13 protein-coding genes are annotated in these 17,580 nt (G+C 35.7%); all 13 read left to right on the forward strand.

Features of this window, described 5'->3' with window-relative positions; genetic code table 11:
* Window positions 1-296: 296 nt before the first annotated feature.
* The 13 genes from AB8525_RS09470 to AB8525_RS09530 all read left to right on the forward strand — a co-directional run bounded on the left by AB8525_RS09470 (window position 297) and on the right by AB8525_RS09530 (window position 17,389).
* Complete coding sequence (locus AB8525_RS09470) at window positions 297-3,116, forward strand: hypothetical protein (RefSeq protein WP_369177586.1); 2,820 nt, start codon at window positions 297-299, stop codon at window positions 3,114-3,116.
* Window positions 3,109-3,909, forward strand: a complete 801-nt coding sequence (locus AB8525_RS09475; RefSeq protein WP_369151264.1) for a phosphoadenosine phosphosulfate reductase family protein — start codon at window positions 3,109-3,111, stop codon at window positions 3,907-3,909. Before AB8525_RS09470 ends, AB8525_RS09475 begins: the two co-directional genes overlap by 8 nt.
* Before the next feature lie 8 nt (window positions 3,910-3,917).
* Window positions 3,918-5,291: a DUF262 domain-containing protein gene (locus AB8525_RS09480; RefSeq protein ID WP_369151266.1), complete on the forward strand. Its 1,374-nt coding sequence runs from the start codon at window positions 3,918-3,920 to the stop codon at window positions 5,289-5,291.
* Window positions 5,245-6,084 carry a protein kinase domain-containing protein gene (locus AB8525_RS09485; RefSeq protein WP_369177588.1) on the forward strand — a complete coding sequence of 280 codons (840 nt, stop codon included), beginning with the start codon at window positions 5,245-5,247 and terminating at the stop codon, window positions 6,082-6,084. The genes AB8525_RS09480 and AB8525_RS09485 overlap by 47 nt, the downstream gene beginning before the upstream one ends.
* A gap of 22 nt (window positions 6,085-6,106) precedes the next feature.
* Window positions 6,107-6,286, forward strand: a complete 180-nt coding sequence (locus AB8525_RS09490; RefSeq protein WP_369151269.1) for a DUF262 domain-containing protein — start codon at window positions 6,107-6,109, stop codon at window positions 6,284-6,286.
* A 275-nt stretch (window positions 6,287-6,561) separates the two neighbouring features.
* Complete coding sequence (locus tag AB8525_RS09495; protein ID WP_369151271.1) at window positions 6,562-8,316, forward strand: ATP-binding protein; 1,755 nt, start codon at window positions 6,562-6,564, stop codon at window positions 8,314-8,316.
* A gap of 387 nt (window positions 8,317-8,703) precedes the next feature.
* A complete protein-coding gene (locus AB8525_RS09500; protein ID WP_369153114.1) occupies window positions 8,704-8,859 on the forward strand; it encodes a type II toxin-antitoxin system HicA family toxin in 156 nt (51 codons plus the stop codon).
* Window positions 8,856-9,191 (forward strand): type II toxin-antitoxin system HicB family antitoxin, encoded by a 336-nt coding sequence (locus AB8525_RS09505; protein ID WP_369177590.1) that lies wholly within the window; start codon window positions 8,856-8,858, stop codon window positions 9,189-9,191. The genes AB8525_RS09500 and AB8525_RS09505 overlap by 4 nt, the downstream gene beginning before the upstream one ends.
* Window positions 9,192-9,204: 13 nt before the next feature.
* On the forward strand, window positions 9,205-10,635 hold the full coding sequence (gatB, locus tag AB8525_RS09510) for an Asp-tRNA(Asn)/Glu-tRNA(Gln) amidotransferase subunit GatB (protein ID WP_369177592.1): 1,431 nt from the start codon (window positions 9,205-9,207) through the stop codon (window positions 10,633-10,635).
* Between the two features lie 175 nt (window positions 10,636-10,810).
* Window positions 10,811-11,047 (forward strand): YdcH family protein, encoded by a 237-nt coding sequence (locus AB8525_RS09515; RefSeq protein ID WP_369177594.1) that lies wholly within the window; start codon window positions 10,811-10,813, stop codon window positions 11,045-11,047.
* A gap of 3 nt (window positions 11,048-11,050) precedes the next feature.
* Window positions 11,051-12,424: a YdiU family protein gene (locus AB8525_RS09520; protein WP_369177596.1), complete on the forward strand. Its 1,374-nt coding sequence runs from the start codon at window positions 11,051-11,053 to the stop codon at window positions 12,422-12,424.
* Between the two features lie 51 nt (window positions 12,425-12,475).
* Window positions 12,476-12,628 (forward strand): hypothetical protein, encoded by a 153-nt coding sequence (locus tag AB8525_RS09525; RefSeq protein ID WP_369177598.1) that lies wholly within the window; start codon window positions 12,476-12,478, stop codon window positions 12,626-12,628.
* Window positions 12,629-12,730: 102 nt separating this feature from the next.
* The gene (locus AB8525_RS09530; RefSeq protein ID WP_369177600.1) at window positions 12,731-17,389 is read left to right on the forward strand and encodes a beta strand repeat-containing protein; all 4,659 of its coding nucleotides are present in this window, start codon (window positions 12,731-12,733) and stop codon (window positions 17,387-17,389) included.
* The last annotated feature ends 191 nt before the right edge of the window (window positions 17,390-17,580 follow it).

Below are 17,580 nucleotides of genomic sequence, written 5' to 3' on the forward strand. Positions count from 1 at the left end.
CTTGGTCATTGATTGGTTCTTACGGCTCAGGAAAATCATCATTTGCCCTTTATTTAAGTCATTTACTCGGCAATCCAAAAACAACACTTAGTAAATTAGCGTGTAAAAAATTATGCACAGAAAACGCTGGTTTTGCAACCAATATCAATAAGCACTTAAAGGGTTCTAACGGCTATTGTGAGGTGCTAATTACAGGCAGCCCAGATTCACTTATTAGCGTATTTTTAAAGACATTAAGAACAAGTGTTGCTGATTATTATTCAGTGTTAAATATAGTGGACAATACAAGTATAGCAATGATTGATAAACTATTATCTAATGATAAGGCTTCATTGTCAAAAGTAAGTAATCTAGTAGTTAATATTCAAAATAATATTCAAAATAATGGCGGTAAAGGCTTGTTAATCGTTATTGATGAGTTGGGTAAGTTTTTAGAATATTCAGCTCGCCATGAAAGCGATGATATTTTTCTATTACAGATACTTGCTGAGGCGACTTACGATAACAATATTTTATTGTTTGTTTTATTGCATCAATCTTTTGAGCAATACGGTAAAAATTTAAACACCAAACTTAAAAATGAATGGGCAAAAATACAAGGCAGGTATGAGGTCTTATCGTTTGTAGAAACTGTTACCCAATCGTTACATATTATGGGGCGAGTGTTTCAAAATAAGTTAAACGAAACACAACTAAAACCCATACAAATTACAATAAAAAATGCAGTTAAAACCCTGCAAAAAAATAATTTATTACCCATTTCACTTGACACAGAAACTGCACAAAATTTATTTGAAAATTGCTACCCATTACATCCAGTAACAGCATTATTACTACCTACTCTATGCCAAAAAGTCGCTCAAAATGAGAGAACTTTATTCAATTATTTAGGTGGATCAGAACCCTTTTCATTGACTAAAAAATTAGACGAACTAACGGCAGGGGAATTTATCTTGCCAGCTGATATTTTTGATTACTTTTTAACAGGTCAAATATTAACCAATGATTTGCAGGTGCAAAGAACAGTAGTTGAGGCTAATAGTGCGATAGAACGATTTTCAACAAGCAATACCAAAGAGATAAATTTACTCAAAACCATTGGCTTATTAAATATCATCAGCAAAATTCCCGCATCAACGACATTGTTAAAGTTGTGTGATGGTCTTTTTGAAGAAAATATCCTAAACCTTGAAAAACAATCAATTGTTTATTATCGAAAATTTAACAATGAATATCGCGTATGGCAGGGCAGTGATTTTGACATAAATGCCGAATTAGCCCATCAAGAAGCGCAACTATGTGTATTAAATGTTGCGGATAAATTAAATGAAACCTCAGTTTTTTTGCCATTTGTCGCAAAAAAATACTCAATCGAAAAACACAGTTTGTTTTATTTTGAACCATTTTTTATTAATATATCAAAATACAAGCAACAAGATAAACAGGCGGTAAACCCAAGAATTATTTTTTGTTTAAGCGACACACCAAAAGATGAAAAAATCTTTAAAACCAAGGTGGTGCAACATTTTTCCCAGCAAGATATTTGTGTTTTATTAAGCAATAGTGAACAAATTAAACAAGTTGTTAGAAATCAAACAGCTTTAGAATATATAAAAGTACATAATCCAGTTGTTCAACAAGACCCGGTAGTACAAAGAGAAATTAGAATATATTCGGCCAATGTTGAAAGGGAGACAACCAATGAACTGAATAAAATTGTAGAAAATCCCATCAATTGCCACTGGTATCAACACAATCAAGTTCAGAAAGGTATAAACAATAAAAGAGACATTCAAAAATTACTTTCTCGCACATTGGAGGATATTTATTATCAAACGCCAGTTGTTAAAAATGAACTTATTAATAGAAACAATCCATCAGCACAAGCGAATGCAGGTCGTAAGAAGTTACTAATAGCATTATTAAATAATTCTGATAAACAAGACCTAGGTATTGAAAAATATCCCGCAGAAAAAAGTATGTATAAAGCCATTTTGGAAAACAGTGGTATGCATAGAAAAATAGGAAGTGGCTGGAAAATTACACCACCTAAAAAAGATGCCAATTATTTAGAAGTGTGGAAAAGAATAGAAAAATTTTTTAACGATGCCAAAGAACAGGCGCAAAATTTTTCCACTTTAGATGAAGTTTTAACTTTGCCACCTTTTGGCGTTAAAAAGCCAGTATTGCCTATTTTTTATATTGCCGTTTATTTATTTTATAAAGATGAAATCGCTGTTTACGAAGACCGTTTTTATGTGCCGTATTTTACAACCGAACATTTGGAGCGTTTTTTAAAACGCCCAGATACCTTTACTTTCCAACAATTCAAAATAGAAGGTATTACCCAATCATTTTTACAGGAATACGAAAAGAGTTTACTAGACGGTAAGAGCGCACCAAGTGCACCAAAATTATTCCAAGCAATGGCAATGTTTATAAAAGATATTCCACCTTACACCAAACAAACTAAAGATATTTCTGATGTTGCACAAAAAGTAAGGGATGCCTTTAAAAATAACAAAAGCCCTCAAGACTTATTATTTAGAAAGTTACCAGAAGTATGCGGTTTTGATAAAAGCAATGCCGAGGGTTTTGGTGGTGTAATAAAGCAATCATTACAAGAAATTAAAAATGCTTATGAAAAAATGATTGAAAGTCAGATAGAGGTATTGGCTGAAAAATTAAGCGTCAATAAAGAAGAAAAAGCACAAGTTAAAACCAAATTAGTGGAATATGGAAATTCTTTAAAGCATTATGTTATTAACAAAAAAATTACCACATTTATTTTTAATATCGCACAAGAATATGGCGGTGTTGATGATTATTTTGCGAGATTATTTACCTTTGTAATGAATAAAACCCCTAAAGAATGGAGTGATACAGACAGTGCAGCATCAATGAAATTATTATCTGAAAATAGCAATTTAGTTGTCAATTTATACGCAGTTCATATTCAAAATAAACGCCTTAGCTTTGAAGATGAACAAATTAAAAACGAAATTCAAGTGTTATTAAAAGAGGCATCAAATAAAGAAGAAATTATGGGGGAGTTGATAAGAGGCATAGACAAACGAGTTATTGGTAATTTATTAGAACAGGCACAAAATGAGTAAAAAAATAAGACATGTGTTGGGTATTTCTGGTGGCAAGGATAGTGCAGCTTTGGCGATATACCTTAAACAACAAAATAAAATTCCTGAGATAGAATATTTTTTTACAGATACAGGGGTAGAATTACCCGAAATTTATACTTTTTTGGATAAATTAGAAATCTATCTAGGTCAAGAAATAAAAAAATTAGGAAATGAGAATAAGAAAGACTTTTTTCATCATCTTAAGATGAAAGATGGAATGTTGCCATCGCCACAACAGCGTTGGTGCACTAAAGACATGAAGTTAGCCCCTTTTGAGGAATTTATTGGCGATGACGAATGTATTTCTTATATTGGTATTCGTGCCGATGAAAATCGTGAAGGTTATATTAGTAATAAAAAAAATATCAAACCAGTTTACCCTTTTATTGAAGATGGTTTAGTTAGGGAAGATATTTTTAGTTTATTGAGAGAAACGGTAGGTATTCCAGAGTATTACGAATGGCGTAGCCGTTCAGGATGCTTCTTTTGCTTTTTTCAACGCCGAGAAGAGTGGATAGGGCTATCTGAAAGACACCCTAAAGAATTTGCAATAGCAGTTGAAATGGAAAAACAAGAAGGCGGACAAGGTTATACATGGATACAAGGTATGACCCTTGAAAAGCTGGTTGAACAGAAAGATGAAATTTTAGCAAACAGCAAGAAAAGAAAAGAGCAAATTGCAAAGAAAAAAGACAATCGCTCTTGGCAAGATATTTTAATAGAAGATGGGCAAGATGATGAGGATCAGGCTTGTTTGATTTGTAGTTTATAGGGGTGATAATGAAAAAAATTAACTGGCAACCATCGTCAAATAGTATTCTTGATTTAAAGGATTGGACAGATAATAACCGTTTAGAAATAAGACCAGATTTTCAAAGAAAATTTGTATGGGGTCGTGCGGCAGAAATAATGCTAATGGATACTATTTTAAAAAACATACCAATGCCGAAAATATTTGTATCCAATATTGTAAAAAATGGAAATCCGTATCGATCGGTAATAGATGGACAACAAAGAATTACAGCTATTCTAGCATTTATTAGAGGTGAGTTTTCTTTAAAGAAGCCTTACGACGGAAAACTTTTAGGTAAAAATTTTAGTGAATTGCCAGAAAATATAAAAAATGATTTTCTAAGGTATAAATTAGATTTTAATGAGATAAATGATGCCTCAGATGAACAACTTAGAGAGATATATTCACGTGTCAATAAATATTCCACTGTTCTTAATAAACAAGAATTGAGGCGTTCAGATTTTCCTGGTGATTTTTTAACATTAGCTGAAAAGTTAGCAGTCAATTCTTTTTTTGATGATACAAAAATTTTTACTATTACTAACAGAAGAAGATTTGGTGATGCTGAATATGTCTCTGAATTACTAGTTGGACTAATAGGGGGCATTCAAGATAAAAAAAATACATTAGATAATTTCTACAAAGATTATGCTAATTGGGACACTATTGAAAAGGAAAAAATAGAGAAGGAATTTGTTGAAATACTTAAAGACATACATCTGATTTTTAATGAAAAAAACCATACTGGAACAAGCGGTCCAATAACAATTCTTTATCGTAAAGAACTAAAATTTAAAGGATTTATTAGTGAGACAAGGTTCAAGCAAAAAGCAGATTTTTATGCTTTATTTTTCGCAATAAGCAAACTAAGAAGATTAGGGCATGATATTGCAAATAAAGATTTGGGAAACTTACGAACAGATTTAATGTTTATGCATGAATATACTAATCCTCATTCAGATATAAGCCTGTTTAGAGATTATGCTACAAAATGTTTGTCCGATGCAAATTCCAAAGCAAGCAGAGAGTGGAGAATTGGATTTTTAGTTAATATACTATCTGGAACATATGTTGATAATACCTCTGTTGAAAGTAACGAGCAATTCAGTAGTATAGCTTTTGATTGGGTTGAGATAATACAAGTCAATGATGTGGGCTTGAGTTCAACGGGTACATACGGATGTCCATCGTATTTTTATTGTGGAAAATGTCAAATAGAGGACAATTTAAGTTACGAAGATGAGTGCGGAGAATGGCATGTAAATAAATCAAAATTATATTGGGATAATGAACAAATAAATCACCAATTAACCAATGCACAGTTTATTTGCGGTAATTGTCTTAAAAAAAATGAGCAATAATTTTAATCCACCAAACGAAGTAACGGGAGAGAGTCAGTCAACTTATAGTGTTTTAGAAGAAGTGGGAAAGGGCGGCAATGCTAGAGTGTATAAATGCGTTAACGAGGCTACTAGCAGTGAATACGCAATCAAATTTCAAATTAAATTATATGGAAATAGAGCCAGTAGATTTGATAAAGAAATTAAATTGAATAAAGCAATTGATAGGCATGTACATTTAATTGAATATATAGATAGTGGCAGATACAGAAAAAATCCGTTTATTGTTATGGAGCTTGCTGAAAAAACCCTAACAAAGCGATTTGAAGATAAGGAGGATTTTACCAAAGAAGAGTATTTTGCTCAATTTAGAGGATTATCCAAAGCGTTAGCATGTTTGCATAAGCAAGCTATTCATAGAGATATTAAACCAGATAATATTTTAATTTCTAACGGATCGTGGTTATTGAGTGATTATGGCTTATGTAAATTTAATGAGGACATAGAGCAAGATTCAATTACTAGAGATAGAGAGAAATTAGGTCCTGCTTTTTGGATGTCTCCAGAAGCAAATAATCTTAATTGTAGCATCGATGATAATATTAGTAAATCATCAGATGTGTTTCAATTAGCGTCAATATTTTGGTTGATTGTTAATAACACACATCCAACAGGAGTATTAAGAAAGGAAGATTGGTCTGGTCCTGAAAAATTATTTGAGCCGATATTTAATGCGTTACACAATGATAAAAATATACGCCCTAAAGATGGCATTGAGTTTGCCAAACAGATTGAAAAAGCGATTATAGGATAATTATAAAAGGAAAAAAAATACTATGGATATAGAAAATTTATTTACTGTTGAACCAAAAAATATACAGTCGTTATTTACAGACAAACCTGGTAAAAGCTTCTACATACCTGCATATCAAAGACCATATTCATGGGAAAAGAAAGATGTTAATCGCTTATGGGAAAGTATTGAATACAAAAGCACTAATCATTGTCTGTTTTAGCGTGCTTAAAAAATCAAGGATAGCAATAAGTATCCTCGATTTTTTAAGCGTACTAAAACAAACAATTATCAGCACTTTTTAGTATCATTACTTTTTAAAAATGGTATTAATCGAATGTGGGAGGATATTGTTTATGGGTTGGAGCGATTAGAGGTATAAAAGCAGGCGGCAACAAAAAAAGCAAAGATTGTTACCGTGGTAGATAAAAAATTAGGTGGTTTTGGCAATATTGCTAAGGCTTTTAATAATTGGGATGATGTTTGGGAGAATAAATAATGGCACAAAAAATAGTGGCAACTCATTTAGTTGTAAAAGCAATGAGAGATAATGGTTATAAAAATGCAGCTTATGCACTAGCAGAATTAATAGACAATTCAATACAAGCGGGTGCGAGTGAAATAAAGTTAGTCTGCATAGAAGACAGTAATAATGGCAGAAGAAATTTATCTGAAATTGCAGTGATTGATAATGGCAACGGGATGGACAAAGATACACTAGAATTATCATTAGGATTTGGTAATGGAACGCATTTAACCGCAGAAAATCAAGAGGGTATAGGTAAGTTTGGCATGGGTTTACCTAATTCTTCAATTTCTCAATGTAAAAAAGTAGAAGTCTATACTTGGCAAAATAACGGTGATGTTTTGTATAGTTATCTTGATTTAGATGAGATTACTAATAATGGATTAGAAGAAGTGCCAGAACCTGCTCAAAAAAATGTCCCCAATGAATTTAAAGAATATATAAACGGAGAAAGCGGGACATTGGTTTTATGGTCAAAAATTGACAGGTGTATGTGGAAAACTGCAAAATCTATTTTTAAACACTCAGAGTTTATAATTGGCCGTATGTATCGATATTTTATCCAAGATAATGCAGTCTCAATTGAAATGATTGCTAAAACTGAAAATGGACAACTGTCCTTATCCAATACTGGAAATAACAATTTTAAGGCTAATGACCCTATTTATTTAATGAATAAGACTTCATGTCCAAAGCCCTTTGAAAATAATGCTATGTTCAAAAAATGGGAAGGTGAGGGCTATGAAATTAAATTTAAAGTCAATCATAACAATAGTCAACATGAAGTAAGTATTAAATTTACTTATGCAAAAGAAGACAGTAGAGATGTGAAAAAATACGGTAATGCTGGAAGTGCTCCACATGGAAAGCATGCACAACAAAATGTAGGGGTTTCTATTGTGCGAGCTAATAGAGAACTAGATTTAGATACTAAGTGGACAATACAGCATGATGTGACGGAAAGATGGTGGGGTGTTGAGGTAAATTTCCCTCCATCTCTTGATGATGTATTTGGAGTAGCGAACAACAAACAGTCTGCAAGAAATTTTACAGCTGACTTAGCCAATATGAATGAAGGTATATATGAAGGTCAGACCTTACTAGAATATAAGGATGAGTTAAGAGCAGATAAGGATCCCACTGAGGTTTTAATAGAAATTGCAGAAAAAGTAGATTCAATTATAGGGCAAATGAGAAAAGCAATAAAATTGCAAACTAAAAATACAAGACCAGACCGAAATATTGTTACCGCTGAAGAAATAGCAACAAATGCCACCGACAAACTAAAGAGTGAGGGAAATATAGGAAAAAGTGACAAAGGAGAAAGTTTAAGCAATCAAGACAAAATGTCTCAAATAGCTGATGGATTAGATGAAGCAGGTATAGAAAATGCAAAAGAAATAGCGGCATCAATAGTAGATGATGACTTGAAGTATATTATTAAAGATGGTGATATTGATGGCGATGCTTTTTTTAGCGTCCTCCCTAAAGGTGGGAAAATTATGATTATTTTAAATATCAACCATCCGGTTTACCCAAAATTAATTGAGTTATTAGAAAAAGACGACAAACAAGGAGGTAATGCTTTTGATGCATTAAAACTTCTTATGATGGCATGGGCACGATATGAAGACCAGCAGCCAGATGGCGAACAAAAAGATCGCACCCAAGAGGCTCGGGCTGATTGGGGTAGAATGGCAAAAAGATTTCTAAATAATCAAGAATAATTGATGGCTAATAAACTACTTGATATGTAAGCATTATAAAATGAGTTGTTTGAGTGAAGGGCGCCCCTAATAACCTAAAATATTCATCAAAAAGCGACTTTTTATTTTATAATAATTAGAATCAGTGTGTGATTAAATAATATTTTTTACTTTAAAAATAATAACTTATGACTATAAAAATACCTAACAATTCATTTCGCCTAAATGACACTTTGACCCCCAATTATTTTATCTTGTTTAAATTGGAATACACAAATTATTTATTTTTGTAACTGTTTTATAGTATCATTAGAAAATGAGTAAAAAAGATAAACCGCTTAATCAATTTTTAGCACAACCCATTAAAAAAATTTAACATTTAACGAATTAGAAACTTTGTTACTTTCTTTGGGCTATGCAAAACTAGAAGGTGTTGGATCAAGGGTGAAGTTTTATCATAAATCGCATAGAAGTGTCATTAATTTGCACAAACCACACCCAAACAATGTTTTAAAAGAGTATTTAATTAGGCAAATACAAGAAAAATTAAAGGAGATATTATGAGCAATACAATTGAACATAAAGGCTATATCGGTAGCGTTGAATATTCCAATGAAGACAAGTGTTTTTTTGGCAAGTTAGAGATGATTGATGATTTAGTTACATTTGAGGCGGATACGGTTAAGGGTTTGGAGAAAAATTTTCAAGACAGTGTTGATGATTATCTGAGTACTTGTAAAAAATTGGGGATAGAAGCGCAAAAAACTTATAAAGGAATTTTTAATATACGCATTAGCCCCAAATTGCATAAAATGGCTTATCAAAGAGCGTTAAAAAATAATATTTCTTTAAATGCATTGGTGGGAAAATCTTTGGAAGAATATATTGGTCATTAATTAGGAATTAAATATGGAATGGGAAACAGTAATCGGGCTAGAAATTCATGCCCAATTAAATACAAAATCTAAAATATTTTCAGCGGCTTCAACTCAGTTTGGTGCGCAGCCGAATTCACAGGCGTGCGCGGTTGATTTGGGTTTACCAGGTGTGTTGCCAGTATTAAATAAAGAGGTAGTTAATAAAGCCATTAAATTTGGTTTAGCAATTGATGCACACATTAATCAACGCAATGTTTTTGATAGAAAGAACTACTTTTATCCTGATTTACCAAAAGGCTACCAAACCTCACAACTTGATTGGCCGATTGTGGGTGAGGGGCAGATTGATATTACCATTGGCAATACGGTTAAAACTGTGGGCATAACCCGTGCACACCTTGAAGAAGATGCCGGTAAATCCGTCCATGATATGTTTGATGATTACACCGCTGTTGACCTTAATCGTGCAGGCACGCCGTTGCTGGAAATTGTTTCTGAACCCGATATGCGCAGTGCCAAGGAAGCGGTGGCGTATGCGAAGAAAATTCACGCTTTGGTGCAATATATCGATATTTGTGATGGCAATATGCAAGAAGGCTCATTCCGTTGTGATGCCAATGTTTCTATTCGTCCGCTGGGGCAGGAAAAATTGGGGACGCGTGCTGAACTTAAAAATATCAATTCTTTTAAATTTTTAGAAAAGGCCATTAATCTTGAAGTGGAAAGGCAGCAAGATATTTTAGAAGAAGGTGGTGAAGTGGCACAAGAAACGCGACTGTATGATTCAGTCAAACACGAAACTCGTTCAATGCGTTCGAAAGAAGAAGCCAACGATTATCGTTATTTCCCTGACCCAGATTTATTGCCGATTGAAATTTCAGATGCATTATTGCTTGAGATTAAAGCACAATTACCTGAATTGCCACTGGAAAAGAAAGCCCGTTTTATTAAAGCGTTTGCTTTAAGTGAATATGATGCCGAAATATTGACCGCACAAAAGCCCTTGGCTGATTATTTTGAGACTATGCTAAAAGGCAATGAATCGAATGCCAAACTTTGTGCGAATTGGGTAATGGGCGAGTTGAGTGCCTTGTTAAATAAAGACCAAATTGAAATCCAAAATTCTCCCGTTTCCGCACCGGATTTATCGTTACTCGTTAGTCGTATTGGTGACGATACTATTTCTGGTAAAATTGCCAAAGATGTATTTAAGGCGATGTGGAGTGGCGAAGGCAGTGCCGATGAAATTATTGCAGCCAAAGGTTTAAAACAAATGAGTGATACGGGCGAGATTGAATCAATTGTAGATGAAATTATTGCCAATAACACCCCGCAAGTCGCACAGTTTAAATCGGGCAACGAGAAGATTTTAGGCTTCTTTGTGGGTCAAATAATGAAAGCCACGGGGGGGAAAGCCAACCCGAAAATTATCAATCAATTACTACGAAAAAAATTACAATAAAATCTTTGTATAAATAGGGATGATTAGCAGAATGACAGATTTTATTAAATTAGAATTTTTTAAATTTACTTTTAGCAGAGCTAAAAGTGTTTTAAACAATTTTCAATTTGATGAAAGAGAGCATTTTGATGATTATTCGTATTGATGCAAAGGTCTCACAACCAAGGAGAAAAATATGCAAAACCACCATCCATTAATCAATGAATTTCCAGACAAAAAAGACGCCATTCACACTCTTAAAATGAGCAACGCACATTTTAGACGCTTAGCATTCGAATACGAAGGCGTTGATAAAGCAATCGTGCGTATCGAGCAAGAAATCACCCCAACTTCTGATGAGTATTTAAACACTTTGAAGAAAGAACGCTTGTCTTTAAAAGACACACTTTTGGGTATGTTAAACAACATCTAACACTTGTTAGATTTTGCAACATTGGGTGAGGAATTTTTCAAACCCATTGAAACACAACCCCTAAAAGATACTTTTTTAATCCATAAAAATCAATCGCTTTACAGTAAGATTGGTTTGGATTTAGAGGGTAACGCCTTGCTAAAAGTCGCATCAGGCGAACAAAAATTTCAAGACACCCAGCCCATTGCCAGTATTTATGCAGGACATCAATTCGGTTACTTTACCCCGCAATTAGGCGATGGCCGCAGTTGTTTAATTGGGCAAACAAACGGATACGAATTTTCATTAAAAGGTGCAGGGCAAACCCCATACTCACGAGGGGCAGACGGGCGGGCAGTGTTGCGTTCCTCTATTCGCGAATACCTGTGTTCAATTGCAATGCGAGGGTTAAATATTGCAACTACTGAGGCATTAACTTTAGTAGGCAGTGAGACCGAAGTTTATCGAGAAAACATTGAAACAGGGGCAATTGTCATGCGCACTGCACCCAGCCATATTCGTTTTGGTCATTTTGAATTGTTCGCCTCCCGTGGGCAAAAAGACGCCGTCAAAAAACTGGCCGATTTTGTCATTGAACGGCATTATCCTGAATGCCAAGGCGATGATAAATATGTGGATTTTCTCGCTATCGTCGTGAAACGCACCGCCAAAATGATTGCCGGCTGGCAAGCACAAGGTTTTGCCCATGGAGTGATGAATACCGACAATATGTCAATCCTCGGTTTAACCATTGATTACGGTCCATTTGGATTTTTAGAAACCTACGACCCACATTTTATCTGCAACCACTCCGATCACGAAGGGCGCTATGCTTTTGACCAGCAACCAGGGATAGGACTGTGGAATTTATCGCGTTTGGCAGACGCACTCAGTAGTTTAATCACTGGCAAACAAGCCAAAACCGCACTGGCAGATTACCAACCTCACCTAGTGCATTATTATTCAACCTTGATGCGTCAAAAATTCGGCTTACTAACAAAAGATGAACAAGACAATCAACTGATTGGCAATTTCCTAAGTCTATTACACCAACATAAAAAAGACTACACTAATAGCATTCGCAATCTATCTAATTTAGCTAGATTAGCAGATGACAAACACTATAAAACATGGTTAAAAACCTACCAATCTCGTATTCAACAAGACAAAAACCCAAAGCGTTCCGAGTTAATGAACCGAGTAAATCCTAAATTTATCCTGCGTAATTACTTGGCAGAAGTTGCCATTCGTAAAGCCCAAAATGAAAAAGATTATAGTGAGATTGACACATTATTTAATTTACTCGCCAATCCTTTTGACGAACACTCAGATTTTAAAACTTATACAAATATAGCGCCAGATTGGGCGCAAGAGCTTGAGATTAGTTGCTCTTCCTAAACCAAATATTTTATTTAAAGCTTCTTAACCATGTGAGACCTTTGCATAAATATGAATAATCATCAAAACGCCATCTTTCATCAAATTACAAACTTTTTAAAAACACCCTTAGCCCTGCTAGGAGTGGATTTAAAAAATTTCCAATTTAATAAAATCTGTCATTTTGCTAATCATCCCTATTTATGCAAAGGTCTCCATGTGTAATTTATTTTTTTTTAAAAATTCCCAATCTTTTGCTTATATTTAGAATATAATGGACACTTTACAATTACAATTCATTCAAAATTATAATATCAGGAGAGAATAATGAAAAACACAACAATCAAAACAGTTAAAACAGCCGCACAACTAAAGGCAATGCAAATTAAAGCAATGAAAGTTGCTGAAACTTTAAGTAAAGAAGTTATTATTGCCGATAAAGGTGAGCAACATATTCAAGCTAAGTCAGGCATTGCTTATGAATTAAGCGTTAAAGACGGTAAAGAAAATTTTGATGTGATTGCCAAAAAAGTCGGTGATGACTTAGAAGTAACTTTAGAAGACAGTGTTGTTATATTCGATGATTATTTTACAATTTGTTCTACAGATTTATCTTGCCTAGTTTCTCTCCCTGCTGAAAATGGTTTATATCATGTTGTTGACACTTTCGTTACCTTAGAAGATGGCACACAGTTAGTATATTTCTACGGCGATGAAACTTTCATCTCTAGCAATTCTAGCGTAACATCTGAAAGTTTCTCAGAAGCCGCTAGCTCATTAAGTTCTACTAGCATGGCAACACTTGGCTTGCTTGCTGGTGCAGTTGCACTTGGTGGCGGCGGTGCTGCTGGTGATATCGGCACAACCATTACTGGCTTTTTCTCAGCAGGTAAATATGTATCAGGTGGCGATGATGCCGTTACAGTAATGAAAGCAGACGGCTCTGGCGATGAATTAGGCACTGGCTCGCTTAAGGATGACGGTAGTTATACAATCACCTTCACAGGCGAAAATGCTAATTACACAGGTCCTGTATATGTCAAACTCGCTGACACTGTTATGCATAAAGATGAAGCAACAGATATTAATAAAGAAGTAGGCACTCCTTTATTTGCCGTTGCCGTGATTGGTTCAGGCACAACGACGATTAATATCAATGTCCAAACCACGATTGCCTATAAAGTTGCTGGTGGCAACCCTGATACCGCTGTTGACAAAACAGTCATTGATAATGCCAACAAACTAACTCAAGAAGCCCTTGGATTAGACAGCAACATTCTCACCACAAAAATTGACACGATTAACAGTCAAGGTGATGAGTCAGGTTCAAAAAAAGCAGGTTATATGGCTGGCGCACTTTCTGGATATGCAGGTGGTTTTGTAGCTGCTATTGCTGAAATCTCTGCTGACATTAAAGACAAAGGCGCACTAGATTCCACTACTGCTGGTAAGCTAGTTACTGGTTTAACTGTTGTTAACACTAAAATGGCTGCTGAAGTAGTCACTATTACTACTGATGTTGCCACTAAAGCAGCTGCAGTAACAGCTGCACAAGACGCAGTAACAGCCGCACAAACTGCAGTTGACGCTGATGACGGCACTGATGCCGATGCTTTAGCAACACTAAATACAACCCTTGCCGCTGCTAAAGCAACCCTTGCTACTGCTGAAGAAGCATACAAAATAGCCGTTGCTAAATTAGAAGAATATAAAGAGTATGCAGTCGCTTCTCAAGACAGTATAGGCGACTTTGCTGATAATTTAAAGGCAAATGTAGTTGCTATAAAAAGTATTGATATTTCTGATGATAATGGAAAAACAGACGCTGACTTCATTACTAATGAAGCAGACCAAACTATCACTGCTACCTTAGATGCCGATCTAACTACTGGTCAAAAACTTTGGTATTCCGTAGATGATGGTGCAACTTGGAAAGATACAGAGCATACAACAGCCAAAGGCACAACCGTTAGTTTTGACGCCACTTTAAATGAAGGTAGCAGCAGAATTCAACTTGCTATTACAGGTGCAGATGCAACCGCTACTAGCGTTAAAACTGACAAAATTGGTGCTGTTGCTCAACATTTTTACACCTTAGATACCAGAGACTCAACCGTAGAAAGCGTGGTTATCAGTGCTACCAACAGTGCAGATGTAGCCAAAACAGACACACTTATGGCAGGTGACAAAGTAATTGTTAGCATTATCATGAGCGAAGTAGTTATAGTTACTGCCAATGAGGATACAGACAAACCAACCTATGAAATCATGGTAGGTGCCAATGCAAGAGTAGCAACCTATGTATCAGGTTCAGGCACAGATACATTAAAATTTGCTTACATAATTGTTAATAATGAGACAGACGATGCAGGTGGCATTACCGCTGACACCAACAAACTGACACTCAAAAACACAGGCACCATCACCGACATTGCTGGCAACGCCGCAAATCTTGATAGTCCAGCTGCCACTACCAATACGATTACTGTCGACACCCAAGCCCCAGATGCACCCTCTAATTTAGCCCTAGCAACCTCAGATGATACAGGTTCTAGCGACGATGATAATATCACCAACAAAACCATTGTAACCATTACCGGTAAAGCAGAAGCAGGTGCGACTGTAGAATTGTTCAATGGTAGCACTTCATTAGGCACAACGACTGCAAATAGCAGTGGTGTATTTAACAAAGAGGTTACTTTGACAGCAGGCTCAACAGGTATCACTGCTAAAGCAACCGATGCTGCAGGCAATGTAAGTGCACCAACCTCTACTGCCTTGTCAGTTACTGTTGATACTACAGATCCAGCATTTAGTAGCAATACAGCAAGTTCTAATGCCGCTACTAAAGCTGCTAATACTACTGTTGTTTATGATGCTAGTGCGACTGACAATGGTGGTGCAGCTGATGCAAACATCACTTACTCAATCACAGGTGGCGCTAACGCAGCTTTGTTTGAGTTCAAAGATGCTGCTGCAGCCGCCGCAGGTCAGTTAACCTATAAATCAACGCAAACAGCAGAAGCCGACCACGAGGTTATCATTACCGCAACTGACACAGCAGGTAATACAGCAACACAAACAGTTACAATCCACGCTAAAAATTTATCTACCAGTGTTAACTGGAAAGGTGCAATGGATTTAGATAATACTATTAATAATGCTGAAAAAGCAGAAGATCAGTTGACAGGCGTTGTTGCCAGTGCAACTCCAACCCCAACGATTGAAGAAATTAGATTTTACGAGGTAACAAATAGTGTAGCCTCATCAACTGCTGCCTTTACCATTGATAAAACAAATATTACCCAACCTACAACAGTAAGTGGCGTTGCTAAATCTTGGTCTATTACAGCTGCCAACATGCCAAATTTAGTAGATGGCAAAACTTATGTCGCTAAAATTGACTTAAAAGACGGCAGCACAGAAGTTACTCAAACCAGCAAAGCAGTAACTTACGACTTCACTGCCCCAATAGTTAGCAGCGTAGTATTTACCAGCGATGCAGGCACAGATAAAACTTACAAAGCGGGCGATACTATTGAAATAACGGTTACTATGAGTGAGGATACAATTGTAGCTGGCGATCCAAGAATTGCATTGCTATCTGGCAAATATGCAACTTATGCATCAGGCTCAGGTTCCAACAAATTGATATTTACATATACCGTTGCAACTGGTGATACTGATGCTAATGGATTAGCAATTGTTGCAAATGCGCTCAATTTAAATGGTGGTACGCTTACAGATACTGCAGGCAACACAGCAGTAATAACACACGCTGCTGTAGCCGATAATGCCGACCATATGATTGACACTACGCCACCAGTATTTAGCAGTGGTAACACAGGTACGGGTGTTGCTGGTCAAGATATTGCCGTTTATGATGCCGAAGTTAATGGTGGTGATTCTAGTGTTACTTATGCAATCAGTGGCACAGATATGGCTAAATTTAATTTTGATACAGATACAGGTGTTGTAACTTACAAAGAAAAACCAACCGTTGAATCTACCACAGCAGACCAAATCACCATCACTGCTACAGATGTCGCAGGTAATAAGACAGAGCAAACTGTATCAATATCTGTGGTAGAGAAGCCAGTCGCTAGTTCGACAATTAATGAAGCGCAAAACATTGATGTGCGCTCCCCAATTGTCTTAACTTTTAGTGAAATAGTTACTGCTAATTCAAATTTTAACATTGTACTAACGGATACTAACGATTCTGATGGCGATAGCACAAATGGTGTTGATGGACATGGTTGGAAAAGTGATACGACCCAAAATAATCAAACTATTGCAGTTGATTCAAATATGGTTACAATCACAAATGTTGGTGATAAGTCAATTGTTACAATTAATCCTGAGTTTGATTTTGACTTTGCCACACATTATACAATCAGCATTGGTGTAGGTGCTTTTACTGGCACTGCTAGCAATCAAGAGTCTGCAGCCATCAGCATGTCATTTGACACAGTAACGCCGAAAGATTATAATCCGGACATCGATAATAATCGGAGTACACAATCAAAGATACAAGTTGCAGGCACAGATATGTTGGCTGACAGTAATTGGTGGGTTAGTGCGCATCAAGGTGCTATATATCAAAACCCTCTAGAGATTGCAGCAGGACCCGACAAAGATATTGCAGTCGCTGTTTCTATGGCACCAAATACCTATACACAGTATGCTGGACATGTTGCTCTTATGGGTGATACTGATATTAATGATGTTATCTATCTAGATCACTATAATGGAGACATTGCAACTCCTTCTACTGTTGCTGATTATACTGACGATTTATATGATCAATATAACTGGTCCGAGATAAATGATAATACTTTTAGTGGTAAAAGAATAGAGGGCACTGCTGGGGTTATAGAAAATAATCTCGGAACAGGGGTTGCTTATGAAGAAGCTAATTATAAAGAAGTGTATTCGGACGCACTCCTTAAAAGTGAAGGACATGGAGCGGTGTTGCACGGGTAATGTAATCTAGTAAGTCATAAAAAATACCGACTTTTTAGTCGGTATTTTTTTGCCCATTCTAAAATCCACTAATTTTATAAAAAATCACTGCAAAGCCATTGAGTGGAAAAATTACCTTGACAAGGTCGAACCTTGTCAGTTAATTTTTAGCAATTATTACATCTTTTTTTTGGTTACCTCCCCATTTTTTT

The sequence above is a fragment of the Candidatus Thiodubiliella endoseptemdiera genome (assembly GCF_964212635.1).
GTDB classification, from domain to species: domain Bacteria; phylum Pseudomonadota; class Gammaproteobacteria; order PS1; family Pseudothioglobaceae; genus Thiodubiliella; species Thiodubiliella endoseptemdiera.

Excerpts from the sequence above, each read along its gene's own strand:
- AB8525_RS09470 (WP_369177586.1), top strand. The coding sequence starts at position 297 with ATGATTGATAAACTATTATCTAATGATAAGGCTTCATTGTCAAAAGTA.
- AB8525_RS09475 (WP_369151264.1), top strand. The coding sequence starts at position 3,109 with ATGAGTAAAAAAATAAGACATGTGTTGGGTATTTCTGGTGGCAAGGAT.
- AB8525_RS09480 (WP_369151266.1), top strand. The coding sequence starts at position 3,918 with ATGAAAAAAATTAACTGGCAACCATCGTCAAATAGTATTCTTGATTTA.
- AB8525_RS09485 (WP_369177588.1), top strand. The coding sequence starts at position 5,245 with ATGCACAGTTTATTTGCGGTAATTGTCTTAAAAAAAATGAGCAATAAT.
- AB8525_RS09490 (WP_369151269.1), top strand. The coding sequence starts at position 6,107 with ATGGATATAGAAAATTTATTTACTGTTGAACCAAAAAATATACAGTCG.
- AB8525_RS09495 (WP_369151271.1), top strand. The coding sequence starts at position 6,562 with ATGGCACAAAAAATAGTGGCAACTCATTTAGTTGTAAAAGCAATGAGA.
- AB8525_RS09505 (WP_369177590.1), top strand. The coding sequence starts at position 8,856 with ATGAGCAATACAATTGAACATAAAGGCTATATCGGTAGCGTTGAATAT.
- gatB (WP_369177592.1), top strand. The coding sequence starts at position 9,205 with ATGGAATGGGAAACAGTAATCGGGCTAGAAATTCATGCCCAATTAAAT.
- AB8525_RS09515 (WP_369177594.1), top strand. The coding sequence starts at position 10,811 with ATGCAAAACCACCATCCATTAATCAATGAATTTCCAGACAAAAAAGAC.
- AB8525_RS09525 (WP_369177598.1), top strand. The coding sequence starts at position 12,476 with ATGAATAATCATCAAAACGCCATCTTTCATCAAATTACAAACTTTTTA.
- AB8525_RS09530 (WP_369177600.1), top strand. The coding sequence starts at position 12,731 with ATGAAAAACACAACAATCAAAACAGTTAAAACAGCCGCACAACTAAAG.